The organism is Pseudoduganella sp. R-34 (genome assembly GCF_049904655.1).
In the GTDB taxonomy this organism is placed as follows: Bacteria; Pseudomonadota; Gammaproteobacteria; order Burkholderiales; family Burkholderiaceae_D; genus Rugamonas.
The window spans coordinates 872,863-889,686 of record NZ_CP184572.1; the positions used below are offsets into that span (position 1 = coordinate 872,863).

Annotated in this window: 13 protein-coding genes; 10 read left to right on the top strand and 3 right to left on the bottom strand. The window is 60.8% G+C overall.

The window, feature by feature from the left end; genetic code table 11:
- Positions 1-88: 88 nt before the first annotated feature.
- A complete protein-coding gene (locus ACN9MW_RS04085) occupies positions 89-1,156 on the top strand; it encodes a hypothetical protein (RefSeq protein ID WP_426167781.1) in 1,068 nt (355 codons plus the stop codon).
- Positions 1,157-1,208: 52 nt separating this feature from the next.
- Here ACN9MW_RS04085 and ACN9MW_RS04090 read toward each other — a convergent pair whose 3' ends face one another.
- A complete protein-coding gene (locus ACN9MW_RS04090) occupies positions 1,209-1,679 on the bottom strand; it encodes a Spy/CpxP family protein refolding chaperone (RefSeq protein WP_426167783.1) in 471 nt (156 codons plus the stop codon).
- 185 nt (positions 1,680-1,864) lie between these two features.
- Between ACN9MW_RS04090 and ACN9MW_RS04095 the strand changes: the two genes are divergently transcribed.
- From ACN9MW_RS04095 to ACN9MW_RS04125, 7 genes are all read left to right on the top strand, one after another.
- Positions 1,865-2,938 (top strand): hypothetical protein, encoded by a 1,074-nt coding sequence (locus ACN9MW_RS04095; protein ID WP_426167785.1) that lies wholly within the window; start codon positions 1,865-1,867, stop codon positions 2,936-2,938.
- A 106-nt stretch (positions 2,939-3,044) separates the two neighbouring features.
- The gene (locus tag ACN9MW_RS04100) at positions 3,045-3,767 is read left to right on the top strand and encodes a response regulator (protein ID WP_426167787.1); all 723 of its coding nucleotides are present in this window, start codon (positions 3,045-3,047) and stop codon (positions 3,765-3,767) included.
- Positions 3,767-5,137 carry an ATP-binding protein gene (locus tag ACN9MW_RS04105; protein ID WP_426167789.1) on the top strand — a complete coding sequence of 457 codons (1,371 nt, stop codon included), beginning with the start codon at positions 3,767-3,769 and terminating at the stop codon, positions 5,135-5,137. Before ACN9MW_RS04100 ends, ACN9MW_RS04105 begins: the two co-directional genes overlap by 1 nt.
- 11 nt (positions 5,138-5,148) lie before the next feature.
- On the top strand, positions 5,149-6,333 hold the full coding sequence (locus ACN9MW_RS04110; RefSeq protein ID WP_426167791.1) for an efflux RND transporter periplasmic adaptor subunit: 1,185 nt from the start codon (positions 5,149-5,151) through the stop codon (positions 6,331-6,333).
- Entirely contained in the window at positions 6,330-9,467 is a 3,138-nt protein-coding gene (locus ACN9MW_RS04115) for an efflux RND transporter permease subunit (RefSeq protein ID WP_426167793.1), read from the top strand. Before ACN9MW_RS04110 ends, ACN9MW_RS04115 begins: the two co-directional genes overlap by 4 nt.
- A 94-nt stretch (positions 9,468-9,561) precedes the next feature.
- Positions 9,562-10,464: a cell envelope integrity protein TolA gene (locus tag ACN9MW_RS04120; protein WP_426167795.1), complete on the top strand. Its 903-nt coding sequence runs from the start codon at positions 9,562-9,564 to the stop codon at positions 10,462-10,464.
- A gap of 127 nt (positions 10,465-10,591) precedes the next feature.
- Positions 10,592-12,061 carry a sodium:solute symporter family protein gene (locus ACN9MW_RS04125; RefSeq protein WP_426167797.1) on the top strand — a complete coding sequence of 490 codons (1,470 nt, stop codon included), beginning with the start codon at positions 10,592-10,594 and terminating at the stop codon, positions 12,059-12,061.
- Positions 12,062-12,110: 49 nt separating this feature from the next.
- Here the strand turns inward: ACN9MW_RS04125 and hemB are convergent, their stop codons facing one another.
- Both hemB and yihA read right to left on the bottom strand, forming a co-directional pair.
- Positions 12,111-13,109 carry a porphobilinogen synthase gene (gene hemB, locus ACN9MW_RS04130; RefSeq protein ID WP_426167799.1) on the bottom strand — a complete coding sequence of 333 codons (999 nt, stop codon included), beginning with the start codon at positions 13,107-13,109 and terminating at the stop codon, positions 12,111-12,113.
- Positions 13,106-13,807 carry a ribosome biogenesis GTP-binding protein YihA/YsxC gene (gene yihA, locus ACN9MW_RS04135; RefSeq protein WP_426167801.1) on the bottom strand — a complete coding sequence of 234 codons (702 nt, stop codon included), beginning with the start codon at positions 13,805-13,807 and terminating at the stop codon, positions 13,106-13,108. The genes hemB and yihA overlap by 4 nt, the downstream gene beginning before the upstream one ends.
- Positions 13,808-13,937: 130 nt before the next feature.
- Between yihA and ACN9MW_RS04140 the strand changes: the two genes are divergently transcribed.
- Together ACN9MW_RS04140 and ACN9MW_RS04145 are read left to right on the top strand one after the other, a co-directional pair.
- Positions 13,938-14,603 carry a c-type cytochrome gene (locus ACN9MW_RS04140; protein ID WP_426167803.1) on the top strand — a complete coding sequence of 222 codons (666 nt, stop codon included), beginning with the start codon at positions 13,938-13,940 and terminating at the stop codon, positions 14,601-14,603.
- Positions 14,604-14,710: 107 nt separating this feature from the next.
- Positions 14,711-16,801: a cytochrome c biogenesis protein ResB gene (locus tag ACN9MW_RS04145; protein ID WP_426167805.1), complete on the top strand. Its 2,091-nt coding sequence runs from the start codon at positions 14,711-14,713 to the stop codon at positions 16,799-16,801.
- The last annotated feature ends 23 nt before the right edge of the window (positions 16,802-16,824 follow it).

Genomic DNA, 16,824 nt, shown 5'->3' on the forward strand with positions numbered 1-16,824 from the left:
GGGCGCGAAAGGCGCCCTTTTTTTGGAGTGTTTATTAAGATAAAATCAATATATCTTGCTGGGTGTAATGGCTAATCGAAGGAAACGCATGAATGTTCGTAGTTTTGCCGTGATGGTGATGGCAGCCTTGCTGGCCGCCTGTGGTGGTGGTGGCGATGATAGGAGTGGTGGTGTCAATGCAGGTGAGAGTGCCCAGCTGCCTGCCGGTCCAAAGACGTATGTCGCAGCCGCTGCAACGGTGGGCGACTATTACTCGTACAAGCAGGTGTGGCAGGTTTCAGGGCAAAACGATTCGACCACTTATGAATCGCGGTTGGTCAGCGGGGTTGCAACGGATGGGGGGACAACCGTCAAAGCCGTGTCGGCACTAGCAGGGCAAAGCGAGCTAATGGTGGCTAGCTCGAAAACAAGAACGGAAGAATACGACAGCTTGGGACGCCTGCTGAGTATCAGGGATTACCCCTGTGTTTCTACGACCAAACCAGCGTATCACATGGTGGCGCTCAAGACGATCGCGGCCGGGATGAACTGGCAGCATGCTGGCGTGTATGAAACCAATTGCGGTTTCGAGCCTGAGCAATCAACCCTTGAGTTCAAGGATGTGGTCGGTGCCCTGGAACGGGTGACCGTGCCTGCTGGTACCTTCAATGCGCTCAAAATAACTCGGAACCACACCTCGAACAGCGCGACCTGGACGGCGGTGCGAGAGCGCACCTGCTGGTGGGAACCTGAGCTGGGCGTGGAAGTGAAATGCATCGCCAATACGGCACGAACGAAGAGGGCGACTGGCGAAAAGACGAGCGATGCGGACACCTATGAGTTGCAGGCATTCTCCAATCGTGCATTGGGGCGCAAAGTTGATTCGACCCTGCGTTTCACCGGCTCCTGGGCTGGACGCTTGCTGGGCGACGCCTATGGCAAATGTACAGCGATGTTCTTCCCGGATGGGACGATCAAGGGTAATTGCGCAGACAGTGGATTCGAATTCGATTTAGTCGGCAAGGTCAATCCGGACGGAACGCTGGCACTCAACCTGGTCAGCAATGGTGTCGCAGGTCAGACGATCACGGGTAAGTTCGATAGTCTGCAGCAGATCAGCGGCACTTGGAGCGTGCCCAATCATGGCAGCGGTACTTGGGTGATCAACCAAGACTAAGTCTTGCCGAAAAAGGGCGCCGACCGGCGCCCTTTTGTTGCCAGTCCAGGGATCAATGATGGTTGCGCATGGCATGACGGTGCATGCCATGACCGAAATGTCGAGCCTTCTCATCGAACAGCTTTTGCTGTTCAGGCGTCAATACTGCATAGAAAGTTTTGGTTGCTGCCAGGTTGCTTTCCATGCGGCTCAAATGGGCCTTCGCCATCTCGATCCGCTTTTCCATGCGCTCCGGCGCCGGCATATTCTTGAAAGCGGCGCGGTCGAACTGGCCGCGCTGCGGCATATTCGATTTCAGCGCCGACAAATAAGCCTGCCATGCACCTTCCTGGGCCGGCGTGATCTTCAGCGTATCGTGCATGCGCTTGGCATGCGCATCCATACGCTCCTGCATTTTGACTGGATCGAATTTGGTGGCCGCATATTGGTGCTGCGGAGCCTCCTCCGCCATGGCCGGCAAAGCCGCCGTGCCAAATCCGAACACAGCTGCGCCGATGACGAATGCTTTATGCAAGGTTTTCATGATAAATCCCTTCGTAGTTGAACACACACCTATGTGCACTCGCACTGCACATGGAAGCATCTTCCGGCTTTCCTGTTTCGGACAAGTGTCCCGGAGCAAGCACTTTGTATCCAGATGTTGCGTCTTTGATTGCATTATGGCAATATTGTTGGTTTTTCGTTTAATAATTGTCTCAAAGGGAATCGATGCGTAAGTGTGGCTTGGCAGTGTTGGCGGTGGCAGGCGTGCTTGCCGGTTGTGGTGGAGGCTCCGATGGTGGGAACAGCTCTGCACCACCGCCTGCGGCCCCTCAAACTTTTGTGGCGGCGAAGGCGAGCGTGGGGGACTACTTCACATGGGAAACCACGACACGTGACAAGAACACCGGCGAAGAGGGTTACAGCTACAGCACCAAGTATTTTCGTAGCGTAGGAAGCGATGGCGCGGCAACGGTCAATTACTTTTCCGATTATGCGAATGCGACAGTTTCCCCGGTCTTTACCTCGAGCATGAGTTCAATGGACCTGGACAGCCTGGGGCGTGCGCTGCGCGTCAGCTATGGCGAATGCACGGAGACGACGAACCCGCCACTTTATTCGGTGGCGCCGTATGCCGTCGCAGTCGGCATGAACTGGCAATATTCAGGTGTCGTCCAAGCCCAGTGTTCGCTTAACCCTGCGACACAGACCGCGATTGAATTCAAAGACAGCGTGTTAGCGATCGAGCAGGTGACCGTTCCGGCTGGAATCTTTACGACCCATAAGATAAGTCGTAACCATACTGACGAAGACGGCAATTTCCGTACAGTTGCCGATCGCATCTGTTGGTGGGAACCCGACTTGGGCACCGACGTCAAATGCGTCAGCAACATCACCAGGACCAACAAGATTACCGGTGCCAGTCGTGCTGTGACCCAGACCGAAGTGTTGGAGGGTTATGCGAAGCAAAAGCTGGCGCGGAAGTTCGATACCCCGCTGCGCTTTATCGGCAACTGGAAAGGGCGCATCGACGGCACCACGGCGTTCGGACAGAACGTGGCCGGGACGTGCACCGTTGCCATTGACTGGGACGGCGACATCAGCGGCGGCTGCTTCGGCGACGCCGTGGCGCTGAATATCACCGGCAAGGTCAATGCTGACGGAACGCTGTACTTCAATTCGGTCAACAATAGCGATGGAAGCCCGTCCTTCGCCGGCAAGATCGATAGCCTGCAGCAGATGAGCGGTGTCTGGAACATCCCGGTTGTTGGCAACGGCACCTGGACCATCATTCAAGACTGATCAGCGCTGCCAGAGTTTTGTAACGCCATGTTTCGACAAGCAATATCTAAACATGGCGATACAAACTGTCTACCCTTGGCCAGCGTTGCAAGGGATAATTGTACGCATGGAAAATGCTGCCACTATCCTCATCGTCGACGACGACCGTGATATCCGCACGCTGTTGCAGGACTATCTGGAAACTAACGGTTACCGCACCCATGGCGCCGGCGACGGCGCGGCCATGTGGAAGCTGCTCGACAACACCAAGCCCGACCTGATCGTGCTGGACCTGAACTTGCCGGGTGAAGACGGCCTGACCCTGTGCCGCAAGCTGCGCGCCCACTCGACCCTGCCGGTCATCATGCTGACTGCCCGCAGCGAGCCGCTGGACCGCATCCTTGGCCTGGAAATGGGCGCAGACGATTACCTGCCCAAGCCATTCGAGCCGCGCGAACTGCTGGCCCGCATCCGCAGCGTGTTGCGCCGCAGCGCCAATGCTGCCGTCAGCGGCGTCGAGAAAGCCAGCCGCATCCGCTTCTCCAACTGGGTGCTGGACCTGACCGCGCGCCACCTGGTCAATCCGCAGGGAACGGTCATCATGCTGTCCGGCGCCGAATTCCGCCTGCTCAAGGTCTTCCTCGAGCACCCCAACCGCGTGCTCAACCGCGACCAGCTGCTGAACCTGACCCAGGGCCGCGACGCCGATCCATTCGACCGTTCGATCGACATCCAGATCAGCCGCCTGCGCCAGAAGCTGGGCGAAGATGCGCGCCTGCCGCAAATCATCAAGACAGTGCGCAATGGCGGCTATGTGCTGGCCGGTACGGTGGCCGTGGAGCCTGACTGATGAAAGCGTTCTTCAGGGGCATGACGGGCCGGGTCTTCCTGGTCCTGATGCTGGGCATCCTTGCCTCTGCCGCGTTGACCCAATACCTCGCCGTCAATGAACGCCAGCGCACCCTGCAGCGCTACCGCGACTTCTTTGCCCTCGAGCGTGCCGAGCAGATCATTTCCACCGCAGTTGTCGTGCTGCCGGAATCGCGCAACCAATACCTGCGCGTGGCCAGCATGGGCGCCATCAAGCTCGAGGTCCTCGACGACTTGGCCGGCATCAGTCCGGAAATGAGCGAATTCGGCGCCACCCTGGCCAACCGCCTCGGCAAGGAATACACCCTGCAATCCCTGCAGGACCGTCCAGATGCCTGCGAGCGCCCGACGCCCGCCTACACGGCCTTCTCCGTGTTTGGCGCCGGCACCGGCACCTGGCGCGGCACCTGCGAATCGCTGGCGGTCACCATGCCCGACGGCCAGCACCTGAAATTGTCCATCCTGCCGCCGCGCCAGCCCGCGCCGACAGGCAAAAATGAATATGCCGCTTTTGTTCCCTTCCTCCTCAGCATTGCCGTGCTGGCCTACCTGGTGGCCCGCATGACGATGGGTCCGTTAAAGAATCTGGCCGTCGCCGCCAAAAACCTGGGTCACGACATCAATCACCCGCCGATCAAGCTGGGCGGCGCGACGGAAATCCGCACCGCCTCGGCCGCCTTCAACGCCATGCAGGCGCGCATCCGCCAGCACATCGCCCAGCGCACGGAAATGTTGGCCGCTATCACGCACGACCTGCAGACCCCTCTGACCCGCATGCGCCTGCGCCTGGAAAAAGTGCAGGACCCGGAACTGCAGGGCAAGCTGCTGGAAGACCTGTCGGCCATGCAACAGATGGTCAAGGAAGGCCTGGACCTGGCACGCAGCATGGATACCACCGAGGCCATGCAGCGCGTCGACCTCGACGCCCTGCTCGACAGCGTGTGCGCCGACGCCACCGACGCCGGCCAGCAGGTGGACCTGAAAGGCCGCGCAGGCATGGATTTGATGGGCCGTCCGCTCGACATCCGCCGCTGCCTGGTGAACCTGATCGACAACGCGGTCAAGTACGGCCAGCGCGCGCACGTGACGGTGGAGCGCGAGGCCGGCGCGTCGCGCGTACGCATCCGCGATGAAGGCCCGGGCATCCCGGCCGGCCAGCTGGCCCAGGTGTTCGAGCCGTTCTACCGTCTGGAATCGTCGCGCAACCGCTCGTCCGGCGGCACCGGCCTTGGCCTCACGATTGCACGCAATATCGCTGAACAGCACGGCGCCAGCCTGACCCTGGCCAACCACGCGAGCGGCGGCCTGGAAGCCACCCTCGTGTTCCCCGAATTTTATGCAGGAAAATAGTTAGACCTCTCATGAAGAAGAAAACTCTGGCAGTAGTGGTGGGCCTGGCCGTGGCAATCGGCGGCGGCGCCTGGTATGCGAGCAAGGCCCCGGCCGAGCAGGGCGCCGAGCATGGACAAGGCAACGCCGCTGGCGGCAAAGGCAAGGGCGAACAGGGCCCGACCACGGTCAACGTGGTGGTGCCGCTGCGCCAGGACGTGCCGGTCGCGTTGTCGGCCAATGGCACCGTGAGCCCGATCTCGACTGTCGACCTGCACCCGCAAACCACCAGCACCATCGTCAAGGTGCATGTGAAGGAAGGCCAGTTCGTCAAGCAGGGCGAGCTGATGTTCTCGCTCGACGCCCGCACCGAGGCGGCCAACGTCGAGAAAGCCGATGCGCAAGTGGCCAAGGACCGCGCCACCCTGGCCGACCTGGAACGCCAGTACAAGCGCGCCCAGGAATTGCGCACCCAGAACTTCCTGGCGCAGAGTGCAGTCGACACGCTGAAGAGCCAGGTGGACTCGAGCCGCGCTACGCTGGAAGCCGATATTGCCGTCGCCCGCGCCAGCAAGGTCGACCAGAGCTTCACGCAAATCCGTTCGCCGCTGACCGGCCGCGTCGGCGCCATCAATGTCTATCCGGGTAGCCTGGTGCAGCTCAGCACTTCGCTGACCACGGTGACCCAGCTCAACCCGATCAACGTTGCCTTCACCGTGCCGGAATCGAGCCTGGCGGCCTTGCTCGATGCGCAGCGCGCCGGCAAGGTGGCGGTGCAAGCGTTCCAGAACAATTCGGACAAGCCGATCAAAGGCCAGCTCAGCTTTGTCGACAATACCGTCGATCCGGTGGCCGGTGTGATCCGCGTCAAGGCCGTGTTCGACAATGCCGATACCCGCCTGTGGCCGGGCCAGTACGTCAACACCAAGCTGACGGTCGCCACCCTGAAAGATGCACTGGTGGTGCCGCAGAACGCTATTATTACCAATACCAAAGGTACTTTTGTGTACACGGTTGCGCCTGACCAGACGGCCAAGGTAGTCAACGTCCAACGCATCCACGGCTTCGGCGCATTGGCCGCGGTCACCGGCCTGAATGGCGATGAGCAGATCATCGTGGAAGGCAAGCAGAACCTGCGACCGGGCGGCAAAGTCCGCATTGCCGAACCGGCAGTGGCGCAGAATGGCAAGGCACACAAGAAGGGTAAAGCCGAATGAACCTTTCCGAGCTGAGTATCCGGCGCCCCGTCATGGTGGTGCTGCTCTCGCTGAGCCTGATCCTGGCGGGCGTGCTGGCCTATTCCCACATCCCGGTCGCCGCACTGCCGAGCTACAACACCCCGGTCATCAACGTCAGCGCCGACCTGCCGGGCGCCTCGCCGGAAACCATGGCCTCGTCGGTTGCGCTGCCGCTGGAAAAACAATTCTCGACCATCGGCGGCCTGTCGATGATCACCTCCACCAGCACGCTTGGCAATACCTCGCTGACGCTGGAATTCGACCCGTCGATCAACGTCAACGAAGCGGCTGTCGACGTGCAGGCCGCTTTGCTGCGCGCCCAGCGTTCGCTGCCGCAGGAGATGACGGACCTGCCGTCCTACCGCAAGGTCAACCCGGCCGACGCGCCGGTGCTGTTCGCCACCATGACTTCGCCGTCGCTGAGCCTGTCCGAGCTCAACGATTACGCGGAAAACCTGGTGGCGCCCAACCTGTCCACCCTGCCGGGCGTGGCCCAGGTCTCGGTCAACGGCCAGAAGCGCTTTGCCGTGCGCGTGCGCGCCAAGCCGGACCTGATGAACTCGCGCAACCTGACGCTCGACGAGCTACAGGCCGCCATCAAGGCTGCCAACGCCAACACGCCGCTCGGCACCATCGATGGCCCGAGCCAGACCCTGACCATCCAGGGCAATGCCCAGCTGATGCGCGCCGCCGATTTCGCCGACCTGATCATCGCCACGCGCAATGGCCAGCCGGTGCGCCTGAAGGAAGTGGCGACGGTGGAGGACAGCTACCAGTCGATCAAGGCTGCCGGTAGTTACAACGGCGAGCGCGCCATCGTGCTGCTGGTACAACGCCAGCCCGATGCCAACACCGTGCAAGTGGTCGATGCGGTGCGCAAGCTGCTGCCGCGCTTCCGCGCCCAGTTGCCGGAATCGGTCTCGATCAACCTGGTCAACGACCGCTCGGTGTCGATCCGAGAGGCAATCCACGATGTGAACCTGACGCTCGCGCTGACCGTGGTGCTGGTGGTGCTGGTGATCTTCCTGTTCCTGCGCCGCCTGGCGGCCACCTTCATCCCGGCCGTCACCATGCCGATCTCGCTGCTGGGTGCCTTGTCGCTGCTGTACGCGCTGGGCTACAGCCTGGACAACGTGTCCCTGCTCGGCATCACGCTGGCAGTGGGCCTGGTGGTCGACGATGCGATCGTGGTGCTGGAAAACATCGTGCGTCATATCGAACTGGGCAAGAAGCCTTTGCAGGCAGCCCTCGTTGGTTCGAAGGAAATGGGCTTCACCATCGTGTCGATTTCGATTTCGCTGGTGGCGGTGTTCATCCCGATCTTCTTCATGCCGGGCGTGATGGGATTGATGTTCCATGAATTCGCCGTAGTGGTCGGCCTGTCCGTACTGGTGTCGGCAGTCGTGTCGCTGACCCTGGTGCCGATGCTGGCCTCGCGCTTCATGCCGGCCGACTCGCATGAGACTTCGGGCGACGATACCTTCATTGGCCGCCACTTCGAGCGCGCCTTCCATGCCACGCGCGACGCCTATGCGCGCACGCTGGACCTGGCCCTGCATCACCGCTTTGTGGTGCTGGGCATCGCCGTCGGCACGTTCGCGCTGACCGCCTGGCTGTACATCGCGATCCCGAAAGGCTTCTTCCCTGAGGAGGACCTGGGACAGATTCGCGTGAATACCGAAGCGTCGGAAGACATCTCCACCTCCGCCATGCTGCAGCTGCAGGAAAAGGTCGCCGCCACGATCCAGGCCAACCCGAACATCAAGGATGTGACTTCGTTTACCAGCGGCGGCAATACCGGCCGCATGTTCATCGTGCTGAAGCCGCGCGGCGAACGCAAGAAGATGACCGAGGTGCTGGATAGCCTGCGCAAGGAAACGAAAAAGATTGCCGGCATCCAGGTCTACCTGAGCCCGGTGCAAAACCTGCAGCTGGGCGGCCGTCCTTCGAAGAGCCGCTACCAGTACACGCTGCAATCGGTCAGTCCGGATGCGCTGAACGACTGGGCAGCCAAGTTCCTGGACCAGATGCGGGCCGATACCGATTTCCGCGACGTGACCAGCGATTCGCAGAACCGTGGCCTGCAGGCGCAACTGAAGATCGACCGCGACAAGGCCAATATGCTGGGCGTCAAGCTGGCCGATGTGCGCACCGCGCTGTACCTCGCTTTTGGCGAGCGCCAGGTGTCGACCATCTACTCCTCGGCCGCCAGCTATTTCGTGATCCTGGAAGCGGCCACCGAAGACCGCCAGTTCGACGATTCGCTGACCAAGCTGTCGGTGCGGAACAGCAGCGGCCAGCTGGTGCAGCTGTCGAGCTTTGCCACGGTGGAGCGCACGGTGGGCCCAACTTCGGTCAACCACCAAGGCCAGTTGCAGGCGATCACGATTTCCTTCAACCTGGCGCCCGATGTCCCGCTGGGCAATGCCACGGCCAAGATCGAAAAGATGGGCATGCAGATGGGCCTGCCGGCCTCGATCATCACCAGCTATGGCGGCGATGCGGCCGTGTTCAAGGATTCCCAAAGCAGCCAGCTGATCCTGATCGTGGCGGCGCTGGGCGTGATCTACGTGCTGCTGGGCGTGCTGTACGAAAGCTATATCCACCCGCTGACCATCCTGGCCGGCCTGCCGTCTGCTGCTGTGGGCGCGCTGCTGACCTTGTGGATCTTCAAGATGGACCTGACCATGATCGCCATCATCGGTATCCTGATGCTGATCGGTATCGTGAAAAAGAACGCCATCATGATGATCGACTTCGCCCTGGTGGCGCAGCGGGAGGAGGGCAAGGCGCCGATGGATGCGATCCGCGAGGCCTGCATCCTGCGCTTCCGCCCGATCATGATGACCACGCTGGCGGCCCTGATGGGCGCCTTGCCGATCGCGCTTGGCCTCGGTGCCGGAGCCGAACTGCGCCAGCCGCTGGGCTTGGCGGTCATTGGGGGCCTGCTGTTCTCCCAGGTGATTACTTTGTATATCACGCCGGTGATTTACCTGTTCCTGGATAAATATTCCGGCAGCGGTCCGATGAAGGACCAGGACCTGGATGATGGATCGGCAACGGAAGCCGTGCAACCGGTCGAGCTCAGGGCCGTCAAAGCGGCCAAACACTGATAATATGCGGGGCGGCGCTTACAACCTGTAACATTCGTCAAGGGCGAAAGTCGGTAAGCTTCCACCCCAGCATCGTCAGTTAAAAGCCAATATCTTGCACCAGTACACCCATTCCCACGCCGAACTTGCGGCCCACGACGGGCATACCTGCCCGACCTGCGGCCAGCCATGGCCGCAGGACAAGGTACTCGAATATGGTGCGAGCAAGCCTAACCGCTGGGGTATTGCCTTCACCATCGGCCTGCACTTGCTGGTCGTACTCATCTATTTCATCAAGCCCAAGGAAAAGATCGACATTACGCCGCCTTCCAAGGCCGGTGAAATGGTCTATATAACCCCGGGCAAGCCGGCGCCCCAGCCAAAACCGAAATCGCAGCCGAAGGCAAAGCCATCCAAGGAAACGCCGCGCTCGTCGCGTGCCTACCTGCCGCCAAACAAGAATGCGATCACCGAAGTCATCAAGCCGCAGGAGAAGATTGTGCCGCCCGAGCAGGCCAAGCTGACGCCGGTGCCGGATACGGTGCCGGACATGGCTGCCCTGATCGAGCAGCGCCGCCGTGCGCGCCAAGGTGACTCGCAACAACCGGCACAGGAGGAAGATCCAGCTGCCGCAGCCAAGCAGCGCGCCATGGCTAACATTATGGGGGCGCAAGGCCGCAACGCGGACGGCTCCGCTATGAATGACACTGGCGGCATATTCGAAGTTACCGGCAAATCCTTTAGCGAGGCCATAATTAAGTTCCGTGGCTTCAGTCCAAGTCGCAACAAGAAGTGGTTGCGCCAGGTACGCGTGGAACTGGGTACGGAAAAAGATATCGAAACGGCCATCATCACGACTATGATCGAAATGATCCGTAGGGAGAAACCTGGTGACTTCATGTGGGAATCACCTCGGCTGGGCCGCGACATCCCACTGAGTGGGCGCAAGGAGGATGAGCCGATACTGAGAGCATTCCTGATGAAGGAATTCTTCCCGGATTACTATAAAAGAAATTGAAGCGAAAGGCCGCCGCTGCGTAGTTTGTTGGGTTTACCGCACCCCCCAACAAAAATTCATGAATCCTGTCTGCATCCTGCCGCTATAATCGCGAAATTTGCCGCTTGGAGCCGGAGTTTTCGCCGCGATGAACATCACCCTGATTTCCTTTGTTGTGCTGTACCTGCTGGGCACGCTTGGCCTTGGCGTGTGGGCCGGTACCCGCATCAAGAATACGACCGACTTCGCGGTGGCCGGCCGCAGCCTGCCACTGATCATGGTGGTGACGACAACTTTCGCGACCTGGTTTGGCGCGGAAACCGTGATGGGCATTCCTGCCAAGTTCGTGCAGGGCGGCCTGAACGCCATTGTGGAAGACCCGTTCGGCGCGGGTACCTGCCTGATCCTGGTCGGCATGTTCTTCGCGGCCCGCCTGTACAAGCTCAACCTGCTGACCATCGGCGACTTCTACCGCCAGCGCTTTGGCAAGGGCATCGAGGTGTTCTGCTCGGTGGCCATCATCATTTCCTACCTGGGCTGGGTGGCGGCACAGATCACCGCCCTTGGCCTGGTATTCTCCGTGCTGACCAACGGCGCCATGTCGGAAACCGCCGGCATGATTGTCGGCACCCTGGCGGTGCTGATCTATGTGGTGATCGGCGGCTTCCTGGCGGTGGCCTGGACTGACTTTATCCAGATGATCGTTCTGGTGGTGGGCCTGTCCGTGATCGCCTTCTTCTCCGCCGACCTGGCGGGCGGCGCCGGCAAGGTGGTCGACATGGTAGCCAGCAAGGACCTGGGCAACTTCCTGCCTCCCGCGCAATTCACCGACATCGCCTTCTTCGTCGGTTCGGCCGTGACGATGATGCTGGGCTCGATTCCGCAACAGGACGTGTTCCAGCGCGTGATGTCGGCCAAGAATGCGCCGACTGCGCGTACCGGCGCCATCATTGGCGGGGCCAGCTACATCCTGTTCGCGGCGGTGCCGATGTTCATTGTCTCCTGCGCCATTATCGTGCTGGGCGATCACGGCCTGGAGATGGCCAAGAACGATTACCAGCGCCTGCTCCCGACCTTCGTGTTGACCAAGATGCCGCTGGTGATGCAGATCCTGTTCTTCGGCGCGCTGCTGTCGGCGATCAAGTCGACTTCGTCGGCAACGCTGCTGGCGCCGTCCACCAGCTTCGTGGAAAACATCCTGAAGAACCTGCGTCCAGGTATGGGCGACAAGCAGCAACTGTTCGCAATGCGTGCCACGATTGTGGTGTTTGCCGGTTCCGTGCTGTTGTACGCGGTGGCGATGAAGGGTACTTCGATTTATGAACTGGTGTCGAGCGCATACCAGGTTACTCTGGTCGGCGCCTTCGTGCCGCTGCTGATGGGCCTGTACTGGAAGCGCGCCACCACGCAGGGCGCGATCCTTTCGCTGGCATTCGGCATCGGGACCTGGCTGGTATTCTTCCCGCAGATCGGCGGCGAAGAATTGGCCGCGAAATTCCCAGGCCAGTTGGCCGGATTGGCTGCCGCCTTCGTCGGCATGATCGTCGGTTCTTTGATGCCGCAATTCCTGCAGGACCGCCAGGAAGGCGTACACCACGTCAAAGGCTTGAACGCCTGAACCGGCAAACCTGGGTCTGACCCAAGGGTCAGACCCAGGTTTGCCGGGTTTAGCCTTTCAGCTTGCGGGCGATGTCGAGGGCGAAGTAGGTGAGGACGCCGTCGGCGCCGGCGCGCTTGAAGGCCATCATCGATTCCATCATCACCTTGTCGTGATCGAGCCAGCCGTTCAGCGCGGCGGCCTTCAGCATGGCGTATTCGCCCGACACCTGGTAGGCGTAGGTCGGCACCTTGAATTCATCCTTCACGCGGCGCACGATGTCCAGGTAGGGCATGCCTGGCTTGACCATCACCATGTCCGCGCCTTCGGCGATGTCCAGCGCCACTTCGCGCAAGGCTTCGTCGGTATTGGCCGGATCCATCTGATAGGTGAACTTGTCGGCCTTGCCCAGCGCCGCTGCCGAACCGACCGCATCGCGGAACGGGCCGTAGAAGGCGGAGGCGTATTTCGCCGAGTAAGCCATGATGCGGGTGTGGATCAGGCCTTTGTCTTCCAGCGCCTTGCGCATCACGCCGATGCGACCGTCCATCATGTCGGACGGGCCGACGATATCGACGCCGGCTTCGGCCTGGCACAGCGCCTGGCGCACCAGCATCTCGGTGGTTTCGTCGTTCAGGATCGAGCCTTTTTCGTCGACGGTGCCGTCCTGGCCGTGGCTGGTGTACGGGTCCAGCGCCACATCGGTCATGATGCCCAGCTCGGGGAAGTTTTTCTTCAGCTCGCGCACGGCGCGCGGGATCAGGCCTTCGGGATTGGTGGCTTCCACGCCGTCATTGGTTTTCAGCGATGGGTCGATGTTCGGGAACAGCGACAGCACCGGAATGCCCAGCTTGACGCATTCCTCGGCCACTTTCAGCAGGTTGTCGATCGAGATGCGGTCCACGCCCGGCATGGTGGTGACTGCTTCGCGGCGGTTGGCGCCTTCCACCACGAAGACCGGGTAGATCAGGTCGTCCACGGTGACGGTGTTCTCGCGCATCAGGGCGCGCGAGAACGGGGCGCGGCGCATGCGGCGCATGCGGATGGCTGGAAAATCAGGAGTGATCATTCTTCGCTTTCATCAGGAGTGGGCGCTTGGTCGCCGTCGGCGAGGCCGGCCAGTTCTTCGATCTTGGCCGTCGCTTCCTCGATGCCGAGGCGCTTCAGCGCGGAAAACAGTTGCACGGTGAAGGGGAAGCCTTCGCCGTCTTCATCGACGTAGCTGTCGAGCTTGGCCTTGGCCTGGCGCAGCACGTTGATGGATTCATTGCGGTTGAGCTTGTCGGCCTTGGTCAGGATGCAGTGGATCGGCTTGCCGGTTGGGGCGAACCATTCGATCATTTGCACGTCGAGGTCGGTAAATGGACGGCGCGCATCCATCATGAGCACCAGGGCGGCCAGCTGATCGCGGCGCTGCACGTAGTCGCCCAGCAGGCGCTGCCAGTGGTTCTTGGCGTCTCCCGATACTTCCGCATAGCCGTAACCCGGCAAGTCGGCGATCAGGCACTGCAGTTCGTCCATGTTGATCGGGTCGTGGCGGTGCATCGCGACGTGGGCGCCACCGATCGAGAAGAAGTTGATGTGCTGGGTGCGGCCCGGGGTTTTGGAGGCGAATGCCAGCCCTTTCTGGTTGCACAGGATATTGATCGCGGTCGATTTGCCAGCATTGGAACGGCCCGCAAAGGCGATCTCTGGCACCGTCGTGCGCGGCAGGTCGCGCAGATGGTTAACGGTTGTGAAAAAGCGGGCTTGCCAGAGTTTGGACATGGGGAAAGCAACAAAAAGAGGGCAAAAATGCAGGAAAGCTATTGTACAATAAGGGGTTACGAATTGTTGCCATGCTATATTGCCCAATTCTTATACTACTCATTATTTACTTCTGTCCCAAGGTGTCTGAATGAATCGTGCGTTTTCGCCATTTGTAAAATCCTTGTTCGTCGCAATGCTGGCTGTTTCCGGCGTGGCCTCCGCTAATGAAGCGCATGCCCCGGCAGCAGCCAAGGTTGATCCAGCCAAAGGCGCGACGCTGTACGCTGAAGGTGACAACGCACGCGGCATTCCTGCCTGCGTTTCCTGCCACGGCGCCAAGGGTGCATCGACCATCACCGTCAATCCCAAGCTGGGCGGCCAGGGCGAAGCCTACGTCTACAAGCAACTGGTGGCCTTCAGCGGCGATGCCCGTCCAGGCACCGTGATGACTGCCTTTGCCAAGGCACTGACCGACGAAGAGAAGAAGAACGTGGCTGCCTATCTGGCCACCGAGCCAAGCAAGGCCGGCGCGGCCAAGAACAAGGACACCGTTGAACTGGGCAAGAAGATCTACCGCGGCGGCATCGCTGAAAACCGCGTCCCGGCCTGCGCATCCTGTCACGGCCCTGCCGGCGGCGGCATGCCAGCCATGTACCCACGCGTAGGCGGCCAGCACCAGGACTACACCGCTGCCACCCTGAAAGCCTTCAAGGCCGGCACCCGCAAGTCCAGCCCTGAAATGCAGACCATCGCTTACCGCATGTCCGACAAGGAAATCGAAGCGGTTGCCGACTACATGGCCGGCTTGAAGTAATTGCAATGCGCCGCCCGATGCAGGGCGGTTCTGGACATGAAAAAAGGGTGGCCGCGCAAGCAGGCTGCCCTTTTTTTGTTATTCTCCTGACTTTTCCCTGAGCTGCAATGAGCGACACCCCAAGTACCTCCGGAATCCAGCTTCGCAACCGGCGCGGGCCACTGGCCGAGACGGTCGAGCTGCTGTCCTCGATGCGGTTTGCGATCGCGCTGTTTGTAGTGATCATCTTCGCGGCGATCATCGGCACCATCGTGCAGCAAAGCCAGCCAATGCCGAACTACATCAACCAGTTTGGCCCGTTCTGGTTCGAAGTCTTCAACAAGCTGGGGCTGTACGCGATCTACTCGTCGTGGTGGTTCGTGTCCATGTGCGGCTTGCTGGTGGTGTCGACCACGCTGTGTATCGTCCACAATACGCCGAAGATGCTGAAGGATATGCGTAGCTGGCGCGAGAAGGTACGCGAAGCTTCGCTCAACAATTTCCATCACAAGACGCACTGGCAGTCGCCGCTGTCGCGCGAGCAGCTCGCCGGCCAGACTGCCCAGCGCCTGGGCCATGCCGGCTACGGCACCAAGGTCATTGAGAAAGACGGTGCCATCCTGGTCTCGGCCAAGCGCGGCGCCGGCAACAAGTTCGGCTACATCTTTGCCCACAGCGCCATCGTCGTCATCCTGATCGGCGGCATGCTCGACTCCGACCTGCCGATCCGCTTCCAGCAGTGGGTGCTGGGGAAGACCGCCTTCGGCGGCACCGGCCTGATTGCCGACATCCCGGCCCAGCATCGCCTTGGCGTGCACAACCCGACCTACCGCGGCAATATCGCCCTGCCGGAAGGCACGGCCGGCAACACGGCCATCCTGGCGCGCCCGGACGGCGTGCTGATCCAGGAACTGCCGTTCACCATCCAGCTCAAGAAATTCGATATCGACTTCTACAGTACCGGCATGCCGAAGCTGTTTGCCAGCCACGTCACCGTGCGCTCCAACGACAGCGGCAAGACCGTCGATGCCGTGGTCGAAGTCAACAAGCCGCTGATCTTCGAAGGCGTGGCGATCTACCAGTCGTCGTTTGAAGACGGCGGCAGCAAGCTGAAGCTGCTCGGCCACCCGATGAAGGGCACCGCTACCACCACCTTCGGCCTGGAAGGCGAAGTCAACGGCACCACCAAGCTGAACGATGAATACACCGTGGAGTGGAGCGATTTCCGCCCCTTCAATGTGGAAAACATCAGCGGCCAGGATGCGCGCGCCGTCACCAAGGGCGAAAGCCTGAATGAATCCTTCTCGCGCAGCCTGGGCAAGCAACTGGGCTCGGCCGCCAAGACGGCCCACAACAAGGACTTGAAGAACGTCGGCCCGTCGGTGCAGTACAAGCTGCGCGACAAGACCGGCCAGGCGCGCGAATACCAGAACTATATGCAGCCGGTGACCATCGAAGGCGATACGGTGTTCCTGGCCGGCGTGCGCGCCAACCCGTCCGACCCGTTCAGCTACCTGCGCATTCCGGCCGACGACGAGCACAGCGTGCGCGAGTGGATGCGCCTGCGCGCCGCCCTGCAGGACCCGGCCTTGCGCCAGAAAGCCGCTGCCAGCTACGCGGCGCACGCCATGCCGCAATCGAAGGCCGGCGATACCCTGCGCGGCCAGCTGGAAGCCTCCGCCCTGAAAGGCCTGGAAATCTTTGCCGGCGATACCAATGGCGCCGGCTTCTTCGCCATCAGCCGTTTCCTGGAGAAAGTGCCGCAGGCCGAGCAGACCAAGGCCGCCGAGATCTTCCTGAAAATTCTGAACGGTTCGATGTGGGAACTGTGGCAAGCCGCCCGTGCCCAGGACGGCAAGCCGGCCGCCGCAATGGACGAGGCCCACGGCCGCTTCCTGCAACTGGCCACCAACGCGCTGTCGGACAGCTTCTTCTACGGCGCCCCTGTCTATCTGCAGCTGGATGAGTTCACCCAAATCAAAGCATCGGTATTCCAGGTGACGCGTTCGCCGGGCAAGACTATCGTGTACATTGGCTGCCTTCTGCTGGTGCTGGGCGTATTTGCCATGTTCTACATCCGCGAGCGCCGTGTATGGGTGTGGATCAAGGACGGCGAAGATGGTGCGGAAGCCCTGATGGCGATGAGCACCCAGCGCAAGACGCTGGACTTCGAAAAGGAATTTAAGGAACTCAAGGAAAAACTGCCGCAATCGGCGTAAGCTGTTGCCAGGTTTTTGGAGAA